The following is a 21,637-nucleotide window of genomic DNA, read 5'->3' on the forward strand; positions in this document are numbered from 1 at the left end:
AATTTTCAAATTAAGCGTACATAATGCTGTCGTTTGCCGGGCAATTAGGCGGGCAGGCCTGCGTCATGTCGTAAATGTTGCTTTGTCCGTCGCCTGCAACTCCGCCACCAAGGTCAGGGTGTACAACAATAACGTCATGGCCGTCAACAACCGGTACTAAAATAAGCTTTGCCGTCATCGGATCAGTTGCGTCTGTTAGTCCGATGTACGCTCTTACTGATTCTGCACCGGGGTTAAACGTTAAAATGTTCTGGAAGTCCACAATAGGAATGTTAAAGTACTGAATGTGGAAATCATTATCTGATTGATCAAGGTAAGTTCTCCAGTTTGTTGTCCAGTTTACACCATCTTGTACAGGAATGGTACCATCAGGTCCTTCGGTTGGGTAATTTGCTTCGCTCATTTCGGGGGAATTAAGTGTTAAAGGTTAGGTTAATTAATAAGTACGCAGTTAAGTATCACAATAACATAAAGCTGTTTTGAAAGCATATGTACCATTGCGAGGGTAAATTAAGCAAACAATACAGCTAAATACAAGCTCTTGCAAAAAAATAGATGTTTATATATTATTTAATTTACTTTAACTATATGTTGTACAATTTTCTATGTTTACCCTGAATTTACACCGTTTACCACTCTAAATACCTATCGTTATGGCTGCAGGCGAAATTGTTTACCAGCGCGAACATACCCTTGACCCCCTGGATTTTATTGATGTATTGCAACGCAGTACCCTGGCAGAACGGCGGCCTGTGCATGACTTAACCCGCATACAGCAGATGTGTGATACAGCCAACATGATTATCACCGCCAGAATAGATGGTAAGCTGATAGGAATAGCGCGTTCGCTGACTGATTTTTCTTTTTGTACTTATCTGAGCGATCTTGCGGTTGATGAATTTTACCAGCGCAAGGGGATTGGCATAAGGCTGATAAAAGAAACAAAGCTTCATACACCTGTTGCCAAGCTAATACTGCTTGCCGCGCCCAAGGCTGTTGATTACTACCCCAAAACAGGCATGACTAAACACGAACACTGTTTTATGTTAAGCGATGTTAATGAGCTGAAGGTTTAGTGCTTCAGCCTGCTTTACTTTATCACGTTGGGTTGATTACTGCTGATTTTTTTGCATTTTGCTTACGCTATAAGCTTCCGCACCAATTATAACAACGCATGAAAAAGTATATCAGCTATGGCCTGTTCTCAGTTGTTCTGTTAGTTGCCGGTTGTTTAGGAGAGGATAAGTATTCCACCTGGCAGCAATACCGCGGATCTAACGAGAATATTCATTATACATCCCTAAAGCAAGTAGATACCGCCAATGTAAAGCAACTTACAATGGCATGGGAGTACCACACCAGGGATGCGGATACAGTTAATAAGTCTCAAATACAATGTAACCCTATTATTATTGATGGCGTGCTTTACGGCACCACGCCTCAAATGAAACTTTTTGCTATTAATGCTGCAACGGGTCAGGAGAAATGGAAGTTTAATCCGTTCGATTCGCTGGAAAGCAATAAACGTAGCTTCTTTATTATGAATAACTGCCGTGGTGTAGCCTACTGGGCAGATGGAGACGATAAGCGAATACTCTATACAGCCGGCCCTTATCTATATGCAATAAACGCTGTCAACGGCAAACCCGTTAAAAGCTTTGGAGATAACGGGAAAATAGACCTGCATGACGGGCTGGACAGGGATGTAAAAGACTTCTTTGTAACCGCCACATCTCCGCCCATTATCTATAATGACATAATGATAGCCGGTACAAGGGTAGACGAAGGAGCCCATGCGGCCCCGGGACATATACGCGGATTTGATGTGCGTACCGGTAAACGCAAGTGGATATTCCACACCATACCTTATCCTGGCGAACCCGGTTACGAGACCTGGGAAGATAAGAATGCCTACAAATTTATAGGCGGCTCGAATGCGTGGGGAGGTTTTAGCCTGGATAAGGACAGGGGTATTGTGTACGGCTGCACCGGATCTGCCAGTTACGATTTTTACGGTGGAAAAAGGTTAGGCAATAACCTGTATGCTGACTGTATTTTAGCGCTGGACGCCAATACAGGTAAATTAAAGTGGCACTTTCAGGATATACATCATGATGTATGGGATAAGGATATACCTGCACCGCCAATGTTGGTAAAAATTAAAGGACAAGATGCTGTAGCGGTAACCACCAAAGCCGGGTTCATCTTTGCCTTTGACAGGGTTACCGGTAAGCCTGTCTATGAAATAAAAGAAACGCCTGTGCCAACAGCTACTGATCTTATAGGCGAGAAACTATCACCAACGCAGCCTATCCCAACTATGCCTGCCTCCTTTATGCGGCAGAACATGACGGAAAAGGACATCAATCCGTATCTGCCGGATAGTTCTTTGCAAAAAGTAAAAAAAGCGTTCGCTGGTTATCATCACGGCAACGTGTTCAACTCTATATCTCTCAATGGAACTATCGTATTCCCCGGTCTTGATGGCGGGGCTGAGTGGGGTGGTCCCTCTTATGACCCGGAAACCAGTGTGCTATATGTGAATGCCAACCAAATGGCGTGGATAATACAGGCAACTAAAGTGAATGAAGCCGCGGCACACGAAACAAACCTGCAAGCGGGCGAACGGATTTTCAGAGCTAATTGCATGACCTGCCATGGCGCAGACAGGAAAGGGTCTGGCACATTCCCATCACTTGTAAACATAAACCGTAAATACACTGCGGCTGCATTTGACACGCTGGTGCAGTCGGGAAGGAGGATGATGCCTGCTTTCCGGCAGTTGAAACCCGTAGAAAGGAAAGCACTTGCATCTTTTATACTCAATATAAACGCAGATCAGCCAAAGGCTTTTGTGAATCAGGAGAACAAAGCAGACGACGTTTACAAAATGCCGTACTCTATTGTGGGCTACAATAAGTTTTTAACCACAGATGGCAAACCCGCAATAGCACCACCATGGGGTACCTTGAGCGCTGTTAACCTGAATACGGGTAAGTACATTTGGCAGAAACCACTGGGCGACGATCCCGAGTTTCCGCATGGTAGTGTTCAGTCCGGAACCGAAAACTATGGCGCATCGGTAATTACCAAAGGTGGGCTTTTGTTTATAGCCGCCACCAAGGATGGCAAGTTTAGGGCATTTAATAAACGCAACGGTAAACTTTTGTGGGAGGTAGCCTTACCTGCACCCGGCTTTGCAACGCCATCTGTATACAAAGTAAACCACAAGCAATATATCGTGATTGCCTGCGGTGGCGGAAAGATGGGCACACGTTCCGGTGACAGTTATGTTGCGTTTGCCTTACCTGATAAGAAGTAGTTATGAAAAGATATTTATTGTTGATCCTCGCTTTAGCTTTTGTTGTTCCCTCCAAAGCTCAATTCGCAGTAAGCGCCAACAAACATTACTTGTTGAAAGATGGCAAACCTTTCTTTTGGCTAGGAGATACCGCTTGGGAGCTATTTCACCGTTTGAATAGGGAAGAGGCAGACAGATACCTTAAACACCGCAGTGAGCAGGGTTTTACAGTAGTACAGGCTGTAGCACTAGCCGAATTGGACGGGCTAAACACGCCAAATGTTTATGGCGAAAAACCCCTGATTGACAACGACCCTACCAAGCCTAATGAAAAGTATTTTAAGCACGTTGACTATATCATAAACAAAGCAAAAGAATACGGCATCAACATAGCACTGCTGCCTACCTGGGGAGATAAACTATTCAAGAGCAGTTGGGGAGTAGGGCCGGAGGTGTTTACGGTCGGCAACGCCGAAGTATATGCAACTTGGTTAGCTAAAAGATATCAGAACTATACTAACATCATTTGGGTACTAGGCGGAGATCGGCAGCCCCGCGGCGAAGCTGACATGGCTGTTTGGCGTGCAATGGGCGAGGCGATAATGAAGGCAACTGCTGGTAAGGCCATAATTACCTACCATTGCCAGCCAAATCAGCTGGGATCGGCGGAATGGTTCGGCAGCGAAAGCTGGTTTGCTTTTAATATGTTCCAGAACGGGCATTGCCGTGACACGCCGGTTTACGATAAGATCTTCTCGTCATATAGTTCTACACCGGTGAGACCGGTGCTTGATGGTGAACCCATTTATGAAGATCATCCTGTCTGCTTCAATGTAAACGACCTGGGAACATCTAGCGCTTATGACGTGCGCAAGTATGCTTACCTCGACCTGTTTTCGGGTGCATTTGGGCATACTTACGGCTGTCATGATGTGTGGCAAATGTACAACCCCAAAGTAGCGCCACTCAACGGGCCACATATGTACTGGTATGATGCCTTGGACTTACCCGGAGCAAAACAGATGAACTTAGTGCGACAACTGATGGAATCGCACCCGATGTTGGATAGAGTGCCCGATCAAACCATACTTAACGAAAGCAATAACGGTCCTGCAGATCGTATACAAGCTACAAGAGGCAAAGACTTCCTGTATGTTTATACTGCGGCAGGACAACCCTTTACCGTTATTGCCGGTAAGATCTCAGGCGACAAGCTTAATGCCTATTGGTTCGATCCGCGCAGCGGAAAGGTGACCACTCTTGAGCCGGTATCTAACAAGCAGAATAACAGGTATACGCCACCATCAACCGGTTACGGGCAGGATTGGGTTTTTGTTTTGGATGATGCCTCCAAACAGTACAAAATGCTGTAACTTTTGCTATTTCAGCATCACCTTTGTTGCCCCGTAGCCAAACTTCTCTTTGCGTGCATCTAAAAAGGTTTGCACCTTTTGGTTCTTGCTCAGCAATTTGTGAAGCTCGTGCTTAAGTATGCCATTGCCCGTACCATGTATAAAGGTTACTTCAGGCATTTGGTGAACTATGGCCGCCTCTAAAGACTTTTTAAAGTGGCTTACCTGTATATTCAATATCTCACTGCTGCTTAAAAACTGATGGTCATCGCGCAGGCGTTCAATATGGAGGTCTATCTCTCCTGAAGGTTTGGCAACCTCCTGCTTTTCTTCTGCAGGTTTAAAAAAGCTTTCTTTGAGTTTCTGGGCGTCAAGCACCAACTCAGGCTCGTCTAACTGTATAAGCCATCCCTGCTGGTTTAGAAATGGAACTGTCTTTTTTGCACCAGCAAAGTCTTTAGCCTTAAATTGCTCTGTAATATTAAGAGGCTCTTGTACGGCCTGATCTTGCCTGGTATGAAACAGCACCTGGAAGATAAGCTTTGGCCAAAGCTGCAGGTCTGCAAGTTTGTTGGAGTATACTTTAGCAAACGAACGTGGCTCCAGTATGCCCGCAAACTCACCTTTGAATTGCTTCTGTTGCTGCGTATTTACCGACGTTAACAACTGGTACGATGTTTCATTCACGATGAACAAGTGCACAACCGACGATGCTTTGGCATCTGCCACTACGGCAAGGTATACGCCTTTGTTTTTGAACTCACCGGGAACAACGGGAACATCAGCAGTTGGTTCTTCATCGCCAACTTCGGTTTTTTGGCCGTGTATATAAGTTACCTTGCTGGCAAGCACCGGAATCTCAAAATCATCCTCGCCGGTAACGCCAATCATTTGCTCATCAATAATGCGGGTTACATAACCCTCCATCTTCTCATCTATAAAGCGCACAAAGTCGCCTAACTTGTATTTCATAGTAGTATAACTGCAACAAAGGTACCAATATCCAGCTGGTATAGCTGCCGGGTATTGTCAAAAGAAAGGTAAGGATAACTGTAACACGACAACGTGTTACACCTGATACACTTTTTCAGGTCGAAAAACAATTAAGTAATTGATGGATAGTTACTTGAATGAAAACCATGTTACAGTTTTTGAAACCATGATACAGTTTTATCGCCATTTTTGGCTGGTGATACAGGTTTTAACTGCCTGTTACAGCGTTCTTAGCAAGAGCGGCAGCTATTATTTAAAACAACAAAAGCCAGGCAAAATGCCCGGCTTTGTACAGTTATTTAATACCCCTACTAAAATAACTTTAAACAAATAACACCATTAATAAAGTGGTAAGCAAATTAATTTCCAGAGACTATTGTAACAATTCGTTTACCAATCCGGTCTCAATTATCGGGCATTAAATACTAATTTTACGAAATCAGTCATCATCAAAAAACTTATCTAAACTCCTATAAACATGATCAGAAAAATAGCGCTAACAGCAATAAGCGCCTTATTCTTACTGCAAACACAGGCACAAAGCCTTTACATGCCCAGAGACATTAAACAAGCGTATGCAAAGGGCACCCGTTCTGCCGATGGCAAACCCGGCAGCAAGTACTGGCAGAACTCTGGCCGCTACAATATATCAGTTTCGGTAGCGCCACCAAACCGGAGGGTTACAGGCAGCGAACAGATTACCTACGTAAACAATAGCCCGGATACACTTAAACGTATCAATCTTAAGTTGATCCTGAACATTCACCGCCCGGGTGCCCCGCGTGATGGATCAGCCAGCCTTGATTACCTTACCGAAGGTATACAGATAGATAGTTTTGTAGTTGGTGGCCAGAACAAACCATGGAATAACAAAACTAATGCGCTTACCAATCAAAATGTGAACCTGCCTAAACCGCTGATGCCACACGAGTCATTAGCGATGAACATTGCATGGCACTATGACCTGAGTAAGGAAAGCGGCCGCGAGGGCGTGATAGATTCTACATCATTTTACCTGGCTTATTTTTACCCGCGCGTTTCTGTTTATGACGACTATAACGGCTGGGACAGGCTGAACTTTGTAGACTCTAAAGAATTTTACAACGACTTTAATGATTATACCTTGAGCGTAACCGTACCTAAAAACTTTGTTGTTTGGGCCACAGGTACGTTACAGAACCCAACACAGGTTTTACAGCCGGAGTTTGCTAAACGCCTGCAAACATCTATGACCAGCGACTCTACCATACACGTTGCTACGCTTGACGAATTGAACAGCAATAAGGTTACCGCACAAAGTGCTACTAATACCTGGATATGGAAGGCCGAGAACATTACCGATATGGCCGTTGGTATAAGCAACCATTACATTTGGGATGCGGGTAGCGTAGTGGTTGATAAGAACACCGGTCGCCGTTCCAGCATGCAGGCTGCTTATCCACTGGCAGCAACAGATTTCAAAAAGTCTGTACAATATGGCCGCAATGCCTTAGGCTGGTTTAGTAACAACTGGCCGGGCGTACCTTATCCTTTCCCTAAGATGACAGCCTTTAAAGGCTTTGCGGACATGGAGTACCCAATGATGGTTAACGATAGCCAATTTGGTGATGCTACCTTTGCGCAACTGGTGCAAGACCACGAAATAGCACATACCTGGTTCCCGTTCTACATGGGCATAAACGAAAGCCGCTACGCGTTCATGGATGAAGGCTGGGCTACCACATTTGAGTATTTGATTGGCATTGCCGAAAATGGTCCTGAAAAGGCGTCGGCTTTCTACAAGCAATTTCGTATAAATGGCTGGATAGGAGATAAGTCTACTGCCGAAGACCTTCCGGTTATTACACCATCTAACGAGCAGATAGCCGGTTACGGCAATAATGCTTATGGCAAACCATCATTAAGTTACCTGGCGTTAAAAGATATGCTTGGCGATGATTTGTTTAAGAAAGCGCTTCATGGTTACATGGACCGTTGGCACGGCAAGCACCCAATCCCATGGGATTACTTCAACTCTATGAGCAACATCTCAGGCCGCAACCTTAACTGGTTTTTTAACAACTGGTTCTTTACCAACTACTATAACGATGTTGCTATTGCAAGCGGCGTTACAGGTAAAGATGGCTATACGCTAACGGTTACTAATCCGGGTGGTTTTGCTATCCCGTTTGATGTGGTACTTACTTTTGCGGACGGAAGCACCAAGACAATTCATCAGACACCGGCAGTTTGGGAGGCCAACCAAAAACAAACATTAGTTACCTTTAAAGCCGTGATTGGCAAAAGCTTAAAATCAGTAACGCTTGATACCGGTATTTTTGTTGACGCAAATACTGCAGATAACACCTGGTCGGTTAAAAAGTAGAATTCAGTACATAAAAAAAGCCGCTCTATTTAGAGCGGCTTTTTTTATGTATAGCTATCAGCTTATGCGTTCTGGATAGAATTGTTCCAGTCGTTAGCTGTTGATTTTGCTTTGTTAGTTGCATTTTCTTTAGCACCGGCTACAGCATCTTCTGCTTTGCCCTGTACGCTGTCAATAGCGTTACCAGCTTCGCCAACCAGGCTGTTGTATTTATTCTTTACAGAATCAACAACTGTGCTGCTGTACTCTTTAACGTTGTCTGCAGTTGATTGTGCTTTTGTTTTAGCACCGTCAATAAGGTCGTTAACGTAATCAGCGATGTCGCCTCTTAACTCTTCGCCTTTTTCTGGCGCCAACAATAAGCCTAAAGCGGCACCTGCCGCAGCACCCACTAAAAGTGCTGCTATAATTTTTGCTTGATCTTTCATATCTGTTACTTATTAGTAGATGATTTCATTGAAGATAACAAACCCTATGCCGTTGTGTTTAAATAAGCTATAAAAATCAAAAAAAGCTTTGTTTAGGTAGTAACTGCTCCACGAGATTTCTTAGAACACACAAACGTTGCCTAAAAACGTTAAAAAAAGCAGCAACATATTTTTATTATGGACGATCTGTTCCGCTCTATACATTTCCGGCAATATTTTTACCTCATCAGCATAATAACTTTACTACTACTGTTTGTAATAAAGTACAAAGTGTTACCTGTTATAAACCGGCGGGAAACTCAGCGTAAGAAAACTTTGCGCTTTTTTCTGGATACATTGATAACGCTGATAATAGCAGCCCTCGTTATATCGGGATTGATTTTTTGGTTGTACGGCAACGCCTAACATAAAGAAAGCCGCTCCATGAGGAGCGGCTTTCTTTTATTTGTTCTAATCACCTTATGTCAAAAGCGCCGGTTTGGTTTTGTAGGTTTCCCACAGCAATTCGCCAAACAGCGTATTGGCCCAGGCAAACCACTTGCGGGTAAATTTGCTCGCATCGTCTTTATGGAACGACTCATGCATAAAGCCGGTGCCAGCATGCGTTTTACGCAGCAACTCTATACATTCTTTAATCTCTGCATCGCTGGTGCTGGTTAAGGCACGTACGGTAATGCTTATCGGCCATATCATATCTTTCCCGGCGTGCGGGCCACCAATCCCTTCGCCGGCCTTGCCTTTAAAGAAGAAAGGATTATTTAGCGACAACAGCATTTTGCGTGTGTTTAGATATACCAGGTCGGTGTTCTTTACGGATCCGAGATACGGCATTGCCAGCAAGCTGGGTACGTTTGCATCATCCATAAGGTTAAAGCTGCCAAAGCCGTTTACTTCGTATGCGTATATGCGGCCATATTCCGGGTGGTTTATAATGGCATGTTTTTGTAACGCGGCACTTACTTCTGCAGCAAGGTTCCATAATTGTGTAGCAAGGGCTGCATCTTTATGAATGGTTTTTACCATTTCAGATGCCTGCTTCAGGCTGCTAACCGCAAAAAAGTTTGACGGTACCAGGAAAGAGTATACGGTAGCATCATCGCTCGGGCGGAATGATGAGCAAATAAGGCCAACCGGTTTAACAGGATAACCAAACCCATTCATCGGAACACCATCAGTAGCCCATGAGGTTTTCCGCTGGAAAGAGTAAGGGCCATCGTTGGTTTTGCGTTGCTGTTCTTTAAAAGTTTTTAATGTGCTTTGGATAGCGCTCTTCCATTTAGCGTCAAAAGGAGCGTTATCTCCGGTAAGCTTCCAGTAGCGATAAGCCAGGCGAATAGGGTAGCACAGTGAATCGATCTCCCATTTGCGCTCATGGAGTCCTGGTTTCATGTCCGTAACATCGTCCTTCCACTCACCTGTTTTGTTAGGGTCGTCGTAAAAAGCGTTCGCGTATGGGTCGCGCAGGATGCAGGTTGTTTGACGGTTGATTACACCGGCTACCAACTGTTTTAATTCCGGATCTTTATTTATAAAAGTTATGTATGGCCAAACCTGCGCGGTGCTATCACGCAACCACATCGCATCAATATCGCCGGTGATAACATAAGTATCCGGGCGGCCATTGTTCATTTTGTAGGTAACGGTGGTATCCAGGGTATTTGGAAAGCAGTTGTTAAACAACCACGCCAGTTCAGGATTTTTCACCTTGGCGGAGAATTCGGAAATTGCCAGTTCTACCGACTTGCTGGTGAAGTTGCGTTTAGACGCAGCTTCTCTTACAACAGGGAACGGAGCTGCTGCAAACGAAAACTTACTTGTTAAAACACCTGCGCCTATAATGGCGGTGTTACTTAAAAACTGCCTTCTTTTCATGAATGTACTATAGATAGATTTATTGGGGCAAATTAATCATAAACATTTGAAGTGCAAATGTGCAGCAACAAATGCGCCTGGACTAACGGCAAAGTTGGTTTAGTAAAGCCCCATGATTAGGATAAGTTGCCAGCATGGTTGCTTTATCAGCCATTTCAAATTCGCTAAATTCAAACCCGGGCGCTACGGCGCAGCTTACTAATGTATAAGCTGTTTTTGATGGTATTTCTGCGGCAAACCAAAGCCCGGCGGGCACAACAAGCGAGAGGTTGCCTGACGGAAGATCGGATAGTTCCATTGGTAGGTGCCGGCCATCTTCTGTTAGCACATGAACTACCAGGGGAACACCTTTGTGGAAATACCAGACCTCATCGGACTGGATACGGTGAAAGCCTGAAAAGTCTGCACCTTCTAAAAGATAGTAAATAGAAGTACACGCCTGTCTTACTTCTGTTGAGCCAGCACGGGTAACTTGTTGATGGGAACGAAATACTTCTTTATAAAAGCCTCCTTCGGGATGAGGTTGCATGTTTAGGTGTTCTATCCAATATAAAGCTTCAGTTTCGGGCATAAGAAATGATAAAGCATAAAAATAGCGATGAGTTTAACACCCACCGCTATTTTCAGAAATTAAAAGAAAAGGTTTTATTTAGCTTTCGGCATCAATATACCGTTGAGGCCGTTTACCACGCCGTTGGCGCCTATAAGGTCAAATAGGGTTACCTGGGCCGAACTACCAGCTGCGTTGGTAAGCTGCAGTTTGCTGCCGGCAAGTGAGAGGGTGAGCGGCTGCCCGTCTAACGTAGTGAGCGTGAATTTGCCCTTCCCGGCAGTTAATGCTTTAATAATATCTGCTTTACTGTATTTGCCTGTAACCACGTGGCCCTTTAGCAGGGTGGCAAGTTTTGCAGGGTCTTTACCTAAACTATCCAGCTTACCTGCGGGCAAATTGCTAAAGGCGATATTATTAGGTGCAAATATCGTGTACGGACCGCCTACTTTAAGTACGGAGTCTAGTTTTGCGGCTTTTACCAGCGACAGCGCTGTACTGTAATCAGCATTACTTGCAAGCGCACCAACTACGTCACTCGCACCTTCTGTAGTGGTGGTGGTTGTAGTAGTAGTGGTAGTGGTTTTCTTGGTGGTGTCTTGTGTGGTTTGTGCAAATACCTGGCTTGCCGTTAAACTTAAAACGAATAAGGCTGACGCCATTACAATGGATCTTTTCATACTAATGCTTATTTACTGTTTTATTTAAAAGGGTTAACAAATAAGTATAGTTTTCTGCATAGTTGGTTTGATTGCTCTCCGGGTAAATAACTTAACCAGTAAAGAAATGTTTAGTATTATTTCTTTTTAAACGCAAGAAAGTGCGTTCTCATTGCGTTAAATCGGCCTTGTGGTTTAAGCAAAGGCACAACCTAAGCCTCTAAGCTGTTGAACGAGAATGGTTTTAAATAGCGATTGGTGCAAACAAAAAAATTGTATTATCGTACTGTTAATTATTTGTAAACTGGAGAGATTTTGAAAAGGATACTATTTGTACTATTAAGTTTTATTTCGATAACGGTAAACGCGCAGGTTACCGACACCCTCAAGAGAGATACAGCTAAACTCGATTCATCTAAGTTAACGGCACTGCCGGATACGGTGCGCCACCTGGAGAGCACCTGGCAATCGTACATTCCGCCGGCTGTGTTCGTAACCTACGGGGCGCTGTCTTTTTACGTGAAGCCAATACGTAACCTCGACTTTAGTATCGATCGTGATGCGGAGCTGGATCACCCGGGGAAATTGTACCCGGTAGAAAATTTCCTTCAGTATGCTCCTATAGTACTTACCTACGGGTTGAACTTTGCAGGTGTACAGGGTAAAAACACCTTTATAGACAGGTCTATATTATTAGGCATGTCCGAAGGGATATTTGCTTTGACAACCTTCGGCTTAAAAAGTTCTTCGGACCGTTTGAGACCTAACGGATCAGACAGGCTTTCATTCCCGTCCGGGCACGCGGGCAGCGCCTTTGTGGCAGCCGAGTTTATGGCCCAGGAATTTGCGGAGAAATCGCCATGGTATGGGATCACCGCTTATACGTTTGCCTCCGCTACGGCTATCCTGCGCGTATACAACCATAAACACTGGTTCAGCGACATTGTAGCCGGTGCCGGTTTTGGTATACTGTCCACAAAGGCAGCTTACTTCCTGTATCCGTTGTTCAGGAACAAGCTCTTTCATGACGATAAATCAAAAAGCACTACCCTTATCATGCCACAAGTTGGTAACGGCATGGTGGGCTTATCGTTCAGCGCTCGGTTATAGCAGGAGCTTGTTAATTCGTTGCTAACTTACGGTCAGCTATGGGTGCTTCAAAATGGTACGCTCCTGATCCTAGTTCTACCATAATATAGTTTTCCTTCCCGTAGGTTGGCTGAAACTGCTTGGCATTTTGCAGCGGCTTGCCGTCGGCTATGATACCCGTTGCATCTTTAGCAGGTATATACACCGAGGCTGTGGTATTAACCGGTATTTCCACATCAAGGCTCAGCATACCCGAGTCAATCTTCCACCCGGAACTTACTTTGCCATAATAGGTTTGTAAACTGGCGCTCGCGCTGGTAAAGCCGCCGCCCGGATGAGGCATGATCTTGATATGCCGGTAACCAGGGCCATCGTTATACGTGTCCAGTCCAACCATCACTCTGTACATCCAGTCCCCAATTGCACCGTAGGAGTAATGGTTAAAAGAGTTCATGCTCGGGGTTTCAAAACTTTTATCAGGTTTAATGCCGTCCCACCTTTCCCAGATGGTTGTGGCGCCCATCTTAACAGGGTAAAGCCATGAAGGGTAAGTATCCTGTAGCAGCAGGCGGTAAGCTACATTTGTGTAGCCAAACCGGCTTAATACGTGGCATAAGTATGGCGTTCCTAAAAAGCCAGTGGTTAAGTGGTTGTCGTAAGCCTTTACATTGTCCACCAGTCTTTTAGCCGCCTGCGGGCGCATTTCTTCGGGCAGCATATCAAAATTCAGTGCCAGCACATACGCTGTTTGCGTACCCGACACCATACGGCCATTGGCGGTAATGTACTCTTTTACAAAAGCGTCTTTAACGCGCTTTAATAGCTTGCCATAGCTTTCGTAGTCGTCTTGTTTGCCTAATACCTGTGCGGCGTTAATAAGCAGTTGCGTGGAATACGCGTAAAAACATTGTGCTATCAGGTATTTATCTGTTACTGCCGAAGAGCCATCGGTATCGTCATTCAGGCTGTAGAACAGCCAGTCGCCAAAGTGCGAGCCGGTGTTCCATAGGTCATCTTTAGCCTGGTTCTTCATGTAATCAACCCAGGCCTTCATACTGGCGTATTGATCTTTAACGATACGTTTATCGCCGTAGGCTATATACATATTCCAGGGAACCACGGTAGCAGCTTCTCCCCATCCCGCGCTGCCGGAAGCGCCGGCACCCAGTACGTTTGGAATTACATAAGGCACAGAGCCCTTGCTGTCCTGCTCGGCGGCAACATCCTTCAGCCATTTTGAAAAGAAGTTGTCCACGTTCATGTTGAACGATGCTGTGCGTGAAAACACCTGGGCATCACCTGTCCAGCCAAGGCGCTCGTCCCGTTGCGGGCAGTCAGTAGGCACATCCAGGAAATTGCCTTTTTGCCCCCACTGGATGTTATGCTGTAATTGGTTTATGAGCGCGTTTGATGATGTGAACGTTCCTGTTGCAGGCATATCAGAGTACAGAGCGATTGCCTCAAAATCGTCAGGGTTAAGTTCGGCGTTGTAACCTTCCACCTTTATGTACTGAAAGCCATGAAAAGTAAAATGCGGCTCGAATACCTCTACACCCTGCCCACTTAGTATATAAGTGTCCTGTGCCTTAGCCGAGCGCAGGTTTTCGGTGTAGAAATCGCCATCTTTGTCCAGCACTTCGGCATGGGAAATGGTTACTGTTTGCCCTTTTTTACCATGTAATTTGATCTTTACCCAGCCAACTAAGTTCTGCCCGAAATCAACCAGGTGCTCGTTCTTTTTGGTTTTAATTACCCGTACAGGTTTAAATATCTCGTGTTTTCTTACCGGCTCGTTGTAAGTGGCTAAAAGGTTGCTCACACCAAAGTCCATCACCTGCACGCCGCTCCAGGCCGCATCAAGATAGCCGCCGGTGGTCCAGCCTTTCTTTACTTTTCGCGCATCTATGGTCTCACCGTTGTAAATTTCTGCATAAGTAATCTCACCTGTAGATGATTTCCAGCTTTCGTCGCTTACCACCGTTTCTGTCGTGCCATCAGTGTATGTGATATGAAGCTGCATCAGCAAAGCGATGTCTTTCCCGTAGATGTTCAGGTGATTAGTAAAGCCAATTATTCCCCTGTACCATCCGCTGCCCAAAGTAACGCCAATTACATTGTTCCCTTCGTTCAGCAAATTAGTTACCTCATAAGCCTGGTACTGCAATCTTTTGTTGTAGGTAGTCCAGCCGGGGGTTAGGTAAGCATCCCCAACCCGTTTGCCATTAATTTGCGCTTCATACAACCCGTGTGCAGTTATAAAGGCAATTGCCGAGCTTACCTTTTTGTTGGAGTTAAAGGTCTTTCTAAATATGGGCGAAGCCCTTAATGTATCTTCTTTGAAACCCGGACCAATCCATTTCGCTTTCCATTCATTATTATTAAACAGCGCGGTTATCCAATATGCAGGAGTGCTCCAGGCTGATGCTTTCTTTTCATTGTCCCAAACCCGCACCTGCCAGTAATACTTGGTGTGAGACATTAGCGGCTTGCCCTTGTAGGCAACATGCACAGATGAATCGGAGGTGATCTTGCCGGAGTTCCAAACGGCTTTGCTGAAATTTGGATGCGTGCTTACCCGTACCTGGAAGGCAGTTTGCGTAACGTTCCTTTTATCTGACGCCAACTCCCAGGTGAAGCGGGGAGCAGTATTATCAAGTCCAATTGGATTAGCGCGGTTTTCGCACAAAAGGGACGTTATTTTCACCTGCGCATGCGCGAAGGCTGTAGTAATAACAACAAGAACAAGAGTAAACGTTTTTCTCATGACAATAACGAGGGGCAAGAAAATGCCGGTAAAAGTTACGGCTAAATACACATAGTTAACATTATTTTTATAAAAATGTACATTTGACACATTAGTCCCACAACCGTGGTTTTTAACTTTAGGCGAAATTATAAACAGACTAAATTATGCGTTTACATGCCCGGGGGATAAAGGCTGCCTTTATCCTTCTCCTTTGCATTTTTACGGCCGCTATGAGCAAGGCCAAAGTGCTCTCTTACACAAAAACTTCAAAAGGGATAACCTTTAAACTTGACAAGGGGTTAATGCAGCTTAACATCTGCAAAGCCGACATTGTGCAGGTGAAGTATACTATCCTGAACGCCTTTGAAAACAAGGAATCGCTGGTAGTGAATAACAAGTGGGATCAGCCCGGAGCATTTACTGTAACTGATGTGGGTAACCAGGTTGTTATCAGTACAAGCAGGCTCAAGATTAAGGTTGATAAAACTACAAATGCCATAACCTATTGCAATGCTGCAGGGAATGTAATAACCGCTGAAGCCGGTACCAACAAGAGCATGGCCGCTGCAACTATTGCGGGCATTAACACCTACAACTGTACCAGCCAGTTTACCTCACCGGCAGATGAGGCATTATTTGGAATGGGGTGCCACCCGCTGGACTCTCTGTCTATCAACTATAAGGGGCGCAACCAGGATATGGCGATAAAGTATCTTACCGGTGCTATCCCGGTTATGCTGTCTACTAAGGGATACGGGCTGATGTGGGATAATTATTCGGCATCAAATTTCTACGGATCAGAAGCCAATAACACGCAGTACAAGTATGTATCTGAGAGCGGTAAAGAGGTAAAATATTACTTTTTTTACGGCCCTTCTTTCGACACGATTATCGATCTTTATCGTACGGCAACCGGTCGCGCGCCAATGTTTGGCAAATGGGCGTATGGTTTATTTCAATCGCAAGACAGGTACCTGAGCGAGGCGGAGATACTAACTGTTAAAGATAACTACCGTAAAAACCACATCCCGGTAGATGTATTGGTGCAGGACTGGTACTATTGGGACCCATTGCCAATTGGCTCGCACATAATGAAACCGGAGCGTTACCCACACCCGAAGCAACTGGTGGACTCTTTACATAAAGCAAATTTGCACGCCATGATCTCTATCTGGCCGGTGTTTGGTAAGGGTACACCTAATTACGATGCGTTGGAAAAGATAGGCGGCCTTACCAGCATTACCTGGGACAACGTAGTGACACATACCTTTGATACCTACTACGATGCACATAACCCCAAGGCCCGGGAGCTGTATTGGCAGCAGGCACGCGATAGCCTTGTTAAGCGCTACGGCTGGGATGCATGGTGGATTGACCAGTGCGAACCAGATAACGGCGCTTTGCTTGATGAAAGACGGAAAGCAAACTTTTACACGGGCAAAGGTATTGACTACTTTAACACTTACTCCTTACAGCATACAAAAGGTGTTTACGAGGGGTGGCGCAGGGATATCCCCGGTAAAAGGGCGTTCTTCCTGGTTAGGCAATCGTTCGCCGGAGAACAGCGCAATGCCTCTACGCTATGGTCGTCAGATATTGAGTGTACCTTTGCTAATTTCAAGAACCAGGTGCCGCAGGGTATTAACGCATGTGCATCGGGCATACCGTATTGGACATCGGACATAGGCGGCTACCATTGGCATTGGACAGCGCCGGATTGGTCGAAACCGGAGTTCCGTGAGCTGTTTACCCGTTGGTTCCAGTTTGGAGCTTTTTCACCTATCTTCCGCATCCATGGCAAAGGCGAGCGTGCTATCTTCTCTAAGAACTGGGACGAAGACACACGTGCTATACTTTTAAAATACGATAAACTGCGCTACCGCTTGCTTCCTTACATCTATTCACTTGCCGGTAGGGTGAACACCGAAAACTACACCATGATGCGTTCACTGGCATTTGATTTTCAAAAGGATGCAAACGTGTACAGCATACCAGATCAGTATATGTTTGGCCCGGCTTTCCTGGTGAACCCGGTAACATCTCAGCTATATACAGGTACAGGCGCTGCAGGCAAAGCAAAAACGCGGGAAGTGTACCTGCCTGCGGGAACCAGGTGGTACAACTTCTGGACAGGAGAGGTGCTTAACGGCGGTAAAAAACTTACAGTTGATGTACCCATGGCAACCATGCCATTGTATGTAAGGGCAGGATCAATAATCCCGATGGGCCCGGTTATGGAATACGCGACGGAAAAGCCTGCAGATAAAATTGAACTGCGTATTTACCCGGGTGCAAACGGCCAGTTTAAGATGTACGAGGACGAGAACGAAAATTACAATTATGAAAAAGGCGCGAGGGCGACCTTTACATTAAACTGGAATGATAAGCTTCGGCAGTTGAGCATTTCGGCTACCAATGGCAGCTATGCGGGCATGCTGAAAAAGCATACTTTTAACATTGTGATGGTAAAGGGTGCGCATGGTGCAGATGCCGGGGAAACCCGTACCTACGAAAAAAGCGTAGTGTATAATGGCAAACCTTTAACGGTGAAATTATAATAGTACTACAAAAAATTGTTGCCCTACTTAAAACTAATAAGCGCCTGGACTTTGTTCGGGCGTTTTGCATTTAATTTATTATAAGTTTATTGATGTGAGTTTTTGGCACAGTATTTATACCTATAGTTAATAAATATTCACCAAAACACATCTATTATGAAAAAGATAATTGTAGCAGCAGTATTCGCATTAGCATTTGCAACTGCAGCCGAAGCCCAAACAAGACGCGATACATCTGTTAAACCAAAACAACGTACGCGTACAACTACTCCAACCACGCCTACGTCTCCAACAAGCCCTACAATGCCAACTACTCCGGTGCCAACTACACCAACGTCGCCAACAATACCAAATAGCCCGACAAACCCTACCAACCCGAGCTATCCAACAACACCTACTAATCCAACAACACCAACCAGGCCAATGACACCAACATCACCTACAAGTCCAACTAGTCCGACGTTGCCTACAAGTCCAACGTCGCCAACTAGCCCGACTACTCCTACAACACCAATGAGTCCGACTACTCCAAGCAGCCCTACAGCGCCATCAACTCCGCCAACAAGGCCGTTCTAATTAGCCGACTAATTAAATATAAAAGGCCCGCTCCTAATGCGGGCCTTTTTGGTTTCTATTTAAGTTATACTTCTTCTACAAATTGCTTAAGGCTTGTTCCTAAGATGTATGTCCAGCCTTCAGTAAAGCTTGATATTGCAAAGTCGGGGCTGTCCGGCATAGTTTCCAGTCCGCTATGTGTGATTCGCACCAGCGTGCTATCGCCCTCCGGAAACAACTCAAAGCTCACCTCGCTACTACCGGGATAATTTTCATAGGCCCAGGTATAACTCAGCTTTTTCTGAAATTCAACGGCTGTAACCCTGCACTTGTGTAAATACTTTTCGCCCTTGCGGCCCTGGCCCACAAACTCAAACTCAAAACCAACACGGGCCTCAAAGTTTTCAAGTTGAAAGTACCACTTTTTCATTTTTTCGTTGTCGGTAAGTGCCTGCCATATTTTGCTTACCGGCGCAGCTAAGGTGCGTTCTACAATTAACGGTTGTGTTTCCATGTTATAGATTGTTGGTTTGTTCTTCGTTAAGAAAGTTCTCGAGAGCGTCTAACTTGCTGTTCCAAAAGCTACGATACTGCGCCGCCCAGTCAGCCACCTGCTTCAGTTTTTTCAAATTAGCTTTACAATAGCGTTCGCGGCCTTGATGTTGAATGGTGATAAGCCCGCATTCGGTCAATATTCGGATATGCTTAGATACAGCAGGCCTGCTTATATTGAAATTTTCGGCGACAGCATTAAGGTTAAGTTGCCGGTTTGCGAGCATATTTATAATCTCGCGCCGGGTAGGGTCGGCAATTGCCTGGAAAACATCTCTTCTCATATTGTAACCGAATGGTTTCAAATTTAATGAAACCATTCGGTTACGCAATTAGATTAAGAAAAATCCTGCTCTTGTTGATGCAGGGCAGGATTAATGATAATACAATTGCTACCAGGAGATCTTTAAGGATGTATTCCCCGGTATTTGGTACTCTATGTTGCCGTCCTTAGTTGGTTTACCTTCAAACACGTGTTTTTTACCTTTGATGGCGACACTTAGCTTAGGCAGCTTCTTTTCGCCTTTGATGATCATCAATCTGCAGGTAAGCCGCTTATCACCAAGAACCGTAAATGAAACCGGGTTCTTTTTAACAGGCGAGAAACCTGAAGTAGGATAGTCTACACAGATCATAAAATCTTCATCCTTTACTCTCATGTAATGCCTTGGTAATATGCCGAAAGCATTACCTGCGCCATAAACCTCCTGGCCCACTTGTCCGCATTTTTCCCATCCATCCTGCATATCCTCCAGCGCTATCCATAGGTGAGGCGTCAATTCGCCTATTTTGGGCTTGTCTGCAAGCACTTCTTTAGGCAGCATTGGCGGATAATAATACACTGCCCTGGACACCAGGTAGCGAATGTATTCTGCAAGCAACAGCCTTATAGATGGTAATAGTTCTTCCACGTCTTCTGCGTGCCGGAGAAAATCATGTAAAGCGCAGAAAACCTCCTGTTCTTCGTAAACCGCAGTGTATGGCGCATTTTGTAACGGGAACATGGCAAAGAACGATGAAAAGAACTTGCCGTTGCCGTAATTGCAATCCCATAGCTGTACGTTGCGCAGTACGTTGGCAATGCACAAGTAACTGATGTCTAGGTATGTTTTGTCCTTTGTTATTTTATATAAGCGTAGCAGGGCACCGGCACCAAAAGAGGTATTGTTAGCCTGGTAGAACAGTTCGAAACCAAGGCCCTGGAGTTTTTTGGCGGCAGTTTCGGCCTCTCTTAAGTACTTTTTATCTTTTGTAAGTTCATAAGCCTGCAACATCACATGGCAATAAAGCCCCGGTACATCTTTTTCGCCCCCTTTGCCGGGTTCTGTTTCAGGTTTTAACACTTCCAGCGTGTCCATCTTGTAAAACACCGGCCACTGGTATTTAAAATGGTGAGCAACCTTAATAGCATAATCTATCGAACCCATAAACAGGCGTTCGGCTTCCTTGTCACCGGTCAAAGCTAGCCGCGAAAGGTTTAAAAGCGGGTGATGCAGGTACCACGAATCCATCACTAAAGGTTTTTTCTGCTCTTCTTCACCTTCCAGCTGATCTACGTTGGCCGGCAGCCACCTCATTATGGTTTTAAGTTTATCGTCGTAAAAAGCAGGTAAGCCGTCTTTAATTATCTTTATTGCATCAAGTGTCTTGCCGCTCCATTCTACATAATCCGTTAACGGCAACAACACAGCCAGCTGAACCATTATTTCTGGCGGAGTGGTGTAGTCGCTTACGTAAGCGTTAAAGTAGTGGTGACCGTCAGCCTGTGACCAACACCCCGGGCTGTGCAGCAGATCGCGTAAGCCAAGGTCCAGTATTTCCGGCCAGTTATGGTATTCTGTACCCGGCTTTGGTAATTGCAGATACACCAATGCAAGGGTGTCCAAAAACAAGCGTACCATAGTAGGTTCGCCATCGGGTACATCAGGATTAAATGCTATAAACGCGTCAGATAATATAACCTCTTTGCCTTCGGCAAGCGGCTTATCAGTACTGGGGGGTAAAGCAAAGCCCAGTTCGGGCCAGTTGCCGCCTACAACGTTGCCTGCAGATGTTTCAGTTTGCTGGCAGTAATCTGCAAGTGCTGTAAGATTTTGTAGGTAAAGTACCGAACCTGCTTTTGGCCTGGTCATGCTAAAGAACACCATGCCGGAACGCGTGCCCTCCTGGCTCATGTGTATTTTTCCGGCTGTATTTTCAGGCTTGCCGTCTTTGCCAGGAATAACAATGTCCCTTGGCCAGTAAGGGATAAGCAAATCGGTTTTTGGTGTAAGCTTGGTTTGATAGTGTAACACCCCGCCGGTTGCCAGGTTAGGGAAGGACACCGTTACCTTATAGCTACCTATCAGCGAGTTTAAGTGGTAAGTAACGGTACTGCCATCAACTTTGCTGTCCCGCAGTTCAATTCCGCCATCAGGTGCATAGGCCATGCGGAAAGCGATTTTGCCACCTTTAGGCCAGGTAGCAATACACCATAGTGAGTCGGTAGAACAATAAATGCTAAATTCTGTTTCCCCGTAAGCCCTAGTATCTGTAAACGTTAAATTGGTATCGGAAAAGATATTGCTGGCCACGGTAGCCCATGGAGAAATTCCTTTCATAGTAATTGTGATTTATT

General features: G+C 45.2%; 17 protein-coding genes. 7 read left to right on the forward strand and 10 right to left on the reverse strand.

The features are described 5' to 3' along the window. Nucleotides 1-10 precede the first annotated feature (10 nt). Nucleotides 11-403: a hypothetical protein gene (locus DYU05_RS00140; protein WP_117380975.1), complete on the reverse strand. Its 393-nt coding sequence runs from the start codon at nucleotides 401-403 to the stop codon at nucleotides 11-13. Nucleotides 404-653: 250 nt separating this feature from the next. Between DYU05_RS00140 and DYU05_RS00145 the strand changes: the two genes are divergently transcribed. The 3 genes from DYU05_RS00145 to DYU05_RS00155 all read left to right on the forward strand — a co-directional run bounded on the left by DYU05_RS00145 (nucleotide 654) and on the right by DYU05_RS00155 (nucleotide 4,674). Continuing rightward, complete coding sequence (locus tag DYU05_RS00145) at nucleotides 654-1,076, forward strand: GNAT family N-acetyltransferase (protein ID WP_117380976.1); 423 nt, start codon at nucleotides 654-656, stop codon at nucleotides 1,074-1,076. 98 nt (nucleotides 1,077-1,174) lie between these two features. Next, complete coding sequence (locus tag DYU05_RS00150; RefSeq protein ID WP_117380977.1) at nucleotides 1,175-3,322, forward strand: pyrroloquinoline quinone-dependent dehydrogenase; 2,148 nt, start codon at nucleotides 1,175-1,177, stop codon at nucleotides 3,320-3,322. Nucleotides 3,323-3,324: 2 nt separating this feature from the next. Further along, nucleotides 3,325-4,674 (forward strand): glycoside hydrolase family 140 protein, encoded by a 1,350-nt coding sequence (locus DYU05_RS00155; protein ID WP_117380978.1) that lies wholly within the window; start codon nucleotides 3,325-3,327, stop codon nucleotides 4,672-4,674. Nucleotides 4,675-4,680: 6 nt separating this feature from the next. Here DYU05_RS00155 and DYU05_RS00160 read toward each other — a convergent pair whose 3' ends face one another. Further along, entirely contained in the window at nucleotides 4,681-5,625 is a 945-nt protein-coding gene (locus tag DYU05_RS00160; protein ID WP_117380979.1) for a Smr/MutS family protein, read from the reverse strand. A 499-nt stretch (nucleotides 5,626-6,124) separates the two neighbouring features. Here DYU05_RS00160 and DYU05_RS00170 point away from each other — a divergent pair, with 499 nt between their 5' ends. Then, nucleotides 6,125-8,011, forward strand: coding sequence for a M1 family metallopeptidase (locus DYU05_RS00170; RefSeq protein WP_117380981.1), 1,887 nt, complete (start codon nucleotides 6,125-6,127; stop codon nucleotides 8,009-8,011). A 62-nt stretch (nucleotides 8,012-8,073) separates the two neighbouring features. Here DYU05_RS00170 and DYU05_RS00175 read toward each other — a convergent pair whose 3' ends face one another. The 4 genes from DYU05_RS00175 to DYU05_RS00195 all read right to left on the reverse strand — a co-directional run bounded on the left by DYU05_RS00175 (nucleotide 8,074) and on the right by DYU05_RS00195 (nucleotide 11,541). Further along, entirely contained in the window at nucleotides 8,074-8,439 is a 366-nt protein-coding gene (locus DYU05_RS00175; protein ID WP_117380982.1) for a YtxH domain-containing protein, read from the reverse strand. 459 nt (nucleotides 8,440-8,898) lie between these two features. Further along, complete coding sequence (locus DYU05_RS00185; protein ID WP_117380984.1) at nucleotides 8,899-10,311, reverse strand: glycoside hydrolase family 125 protein; 1,413 nt, start codon at nucleotides 10,309-10,311, stop codon at nucleotides 8,899-8,901. Nucleotides 10,312-10,393: 82 nt separating this feature from the next. Further along, nucleotides 10,394-10,882 carry a cupin domain-containing protein gene (locus DYU05_RS00190; RefSeq protein ID WP_117380985.1) on the reverse strand — a complete coding sequence of 163 codons (489 nt, stop codon included), beginning with the start codon at nucleotides 10,880-10,882 and terminating at the stop codon, nucleotides 10,394-10,396. Between the two features lie 74 nt (nucleotides 10,883-10,956). Then, the gene (locus tag DYU05_RS00195) at nucleotides 10,957-11,541 is read right to left on the reverse strand and encodes a fasciclin domain-containing protein (protein ID WP_117380986.1); all 585 of its coding nucleotides are present in this window, start codon (nucleotides 11,539-11,541) and stop codon (nucleotides 10,957-10,959) included. Nucleotides 11,542-11,835: 294 nt separating this feature from the next. On the opposite strand from DYU05_RS00195, the gene DYU05_RS00200 reads away from it, so the two are divergent. Beyond that, entirely contained in the window at nucleotides 11,836-12,630 is a 795-nt protein-coding gene (locus DYU05_RS00200) for a phosphatase PAP2 family protein (RefSeq protein WP_117380987.1), read from the forward strand. 10 nt (nucleotides 12,631-12,640) lie between these two features. Here DYU05_RS00200 and DYU05_RS00205 read toward each other — a convergent pair whose 3' ends face one another. Continuing rightward, the gene (locus tag DYU05_RS00205) at nucleotides 12,641-15,373 is read right to left on the reverse strand and encodes an alpha-L-rhamnosidase (protein WP_117380988.1); all 2,733 of its coding nucleotides are present in this window, start codon (nucleotides 15,371-15,373) and stop codon (nucleotides 12,641-12,643) included. A gap of 212 nt (nucleotides 15,374-15,585) precedes the next feature. On the opposite strand from DYU05_RS00205, the gene DYU05_RS00210 reads away from it, so the two are divergent. Together DYU05_RS00210 and DYU05_RS00215 are read left to right on the forward strand one after the other, a co-directional pair. Continuing rightward, nucleotides 15,586-17,913, forward strand: coding sequence for a glycoside hydrolase family 31 protein (locus tag DYU05_RS00210; protein WP_165851962.1), 2,328 nt, complete (start codon nucleotides 15,586-15,588; stop codon nucleotides 17,911-17,913). A gap of 156 nt (nucleotides 17,914-18,069) precedes the next feature. Beyond that, nucleotides 18,070-18,489 (forward strand): hypothetical protein, encoded by a 420-nt coding sequence (locus DYU05_RS00215; RefSeq protein ID WP_205771740.1) that lies wholly within the window; start codon nucleotides 18,070-18,072, stop codon nucleotides 18,487-18,489. Between the two features lie 64 nt (nucleotides 18,490-18,553). On the opposite strand, the gene DYU05_RS00220 is transcribed toward DYU05_RS00215, so the two are convergent. The 3 genes from DYU05_RS00220 to DYU05_RS00230 form a co-directional block, all read right to left on the reverse strand. Further along, nucleotides 18,554-18,982: an SRPBCC family protein gene (locus tag DYU05_RS00220; RefSeq protein ID WP_117380990.1), complete on the reverse strand. Its 429-nt coding sequence runs from the start codon at nucleotides 18,980-18,982 to the stop codon at nucleotides 18,554-18,556. Between the two features lies 1 nt (nucleotide 18,983). Continuing rightward, nucleotides 18,984-19,304 carry an ArsR/SmtB family transcription factor gene (locus tag DYU05_RS00225; protein WP_117380991.1) on the reverse strand — a complete coding sequence of 107 codons (321 nt, stop codon included), beginning with the start codon at nucleotides 19,302-19,304 and terminating at the stop codon, nucleotides 18,984-18,986. Nucleotides 19,305-19,412: 108 nt separating this feature from the next. Next, the gene (locus DYU05_RS00230; RefSeq protein WP_117380992.1) at nucleotides 19,413-21,620 is read right to left on the reverse strand and encodes a glycoside hydrolase family 88 protein; all 2,208 of its coding nucleotides are present in this window, start codon (nucleotides 21,618-21,620) and stop codon (nucleotides 19,413-19,415) included. Between the last annotated feature and the right edge of the window lie 17 nt (nucleotides 21,621-21,637).

The sequence above is a fragment of the Mucilaginibacter terrenus genome (genome assembly GCF_003432065.1).
In the GTDB taxonomy this organism is placed as follows: Bacteria; Bacteroidota; Bacteroidia; order Sphingobacteriales; family Sphingobacteriaceae; genus Mucilaginibacter; species Mucilaginibacter terrenus.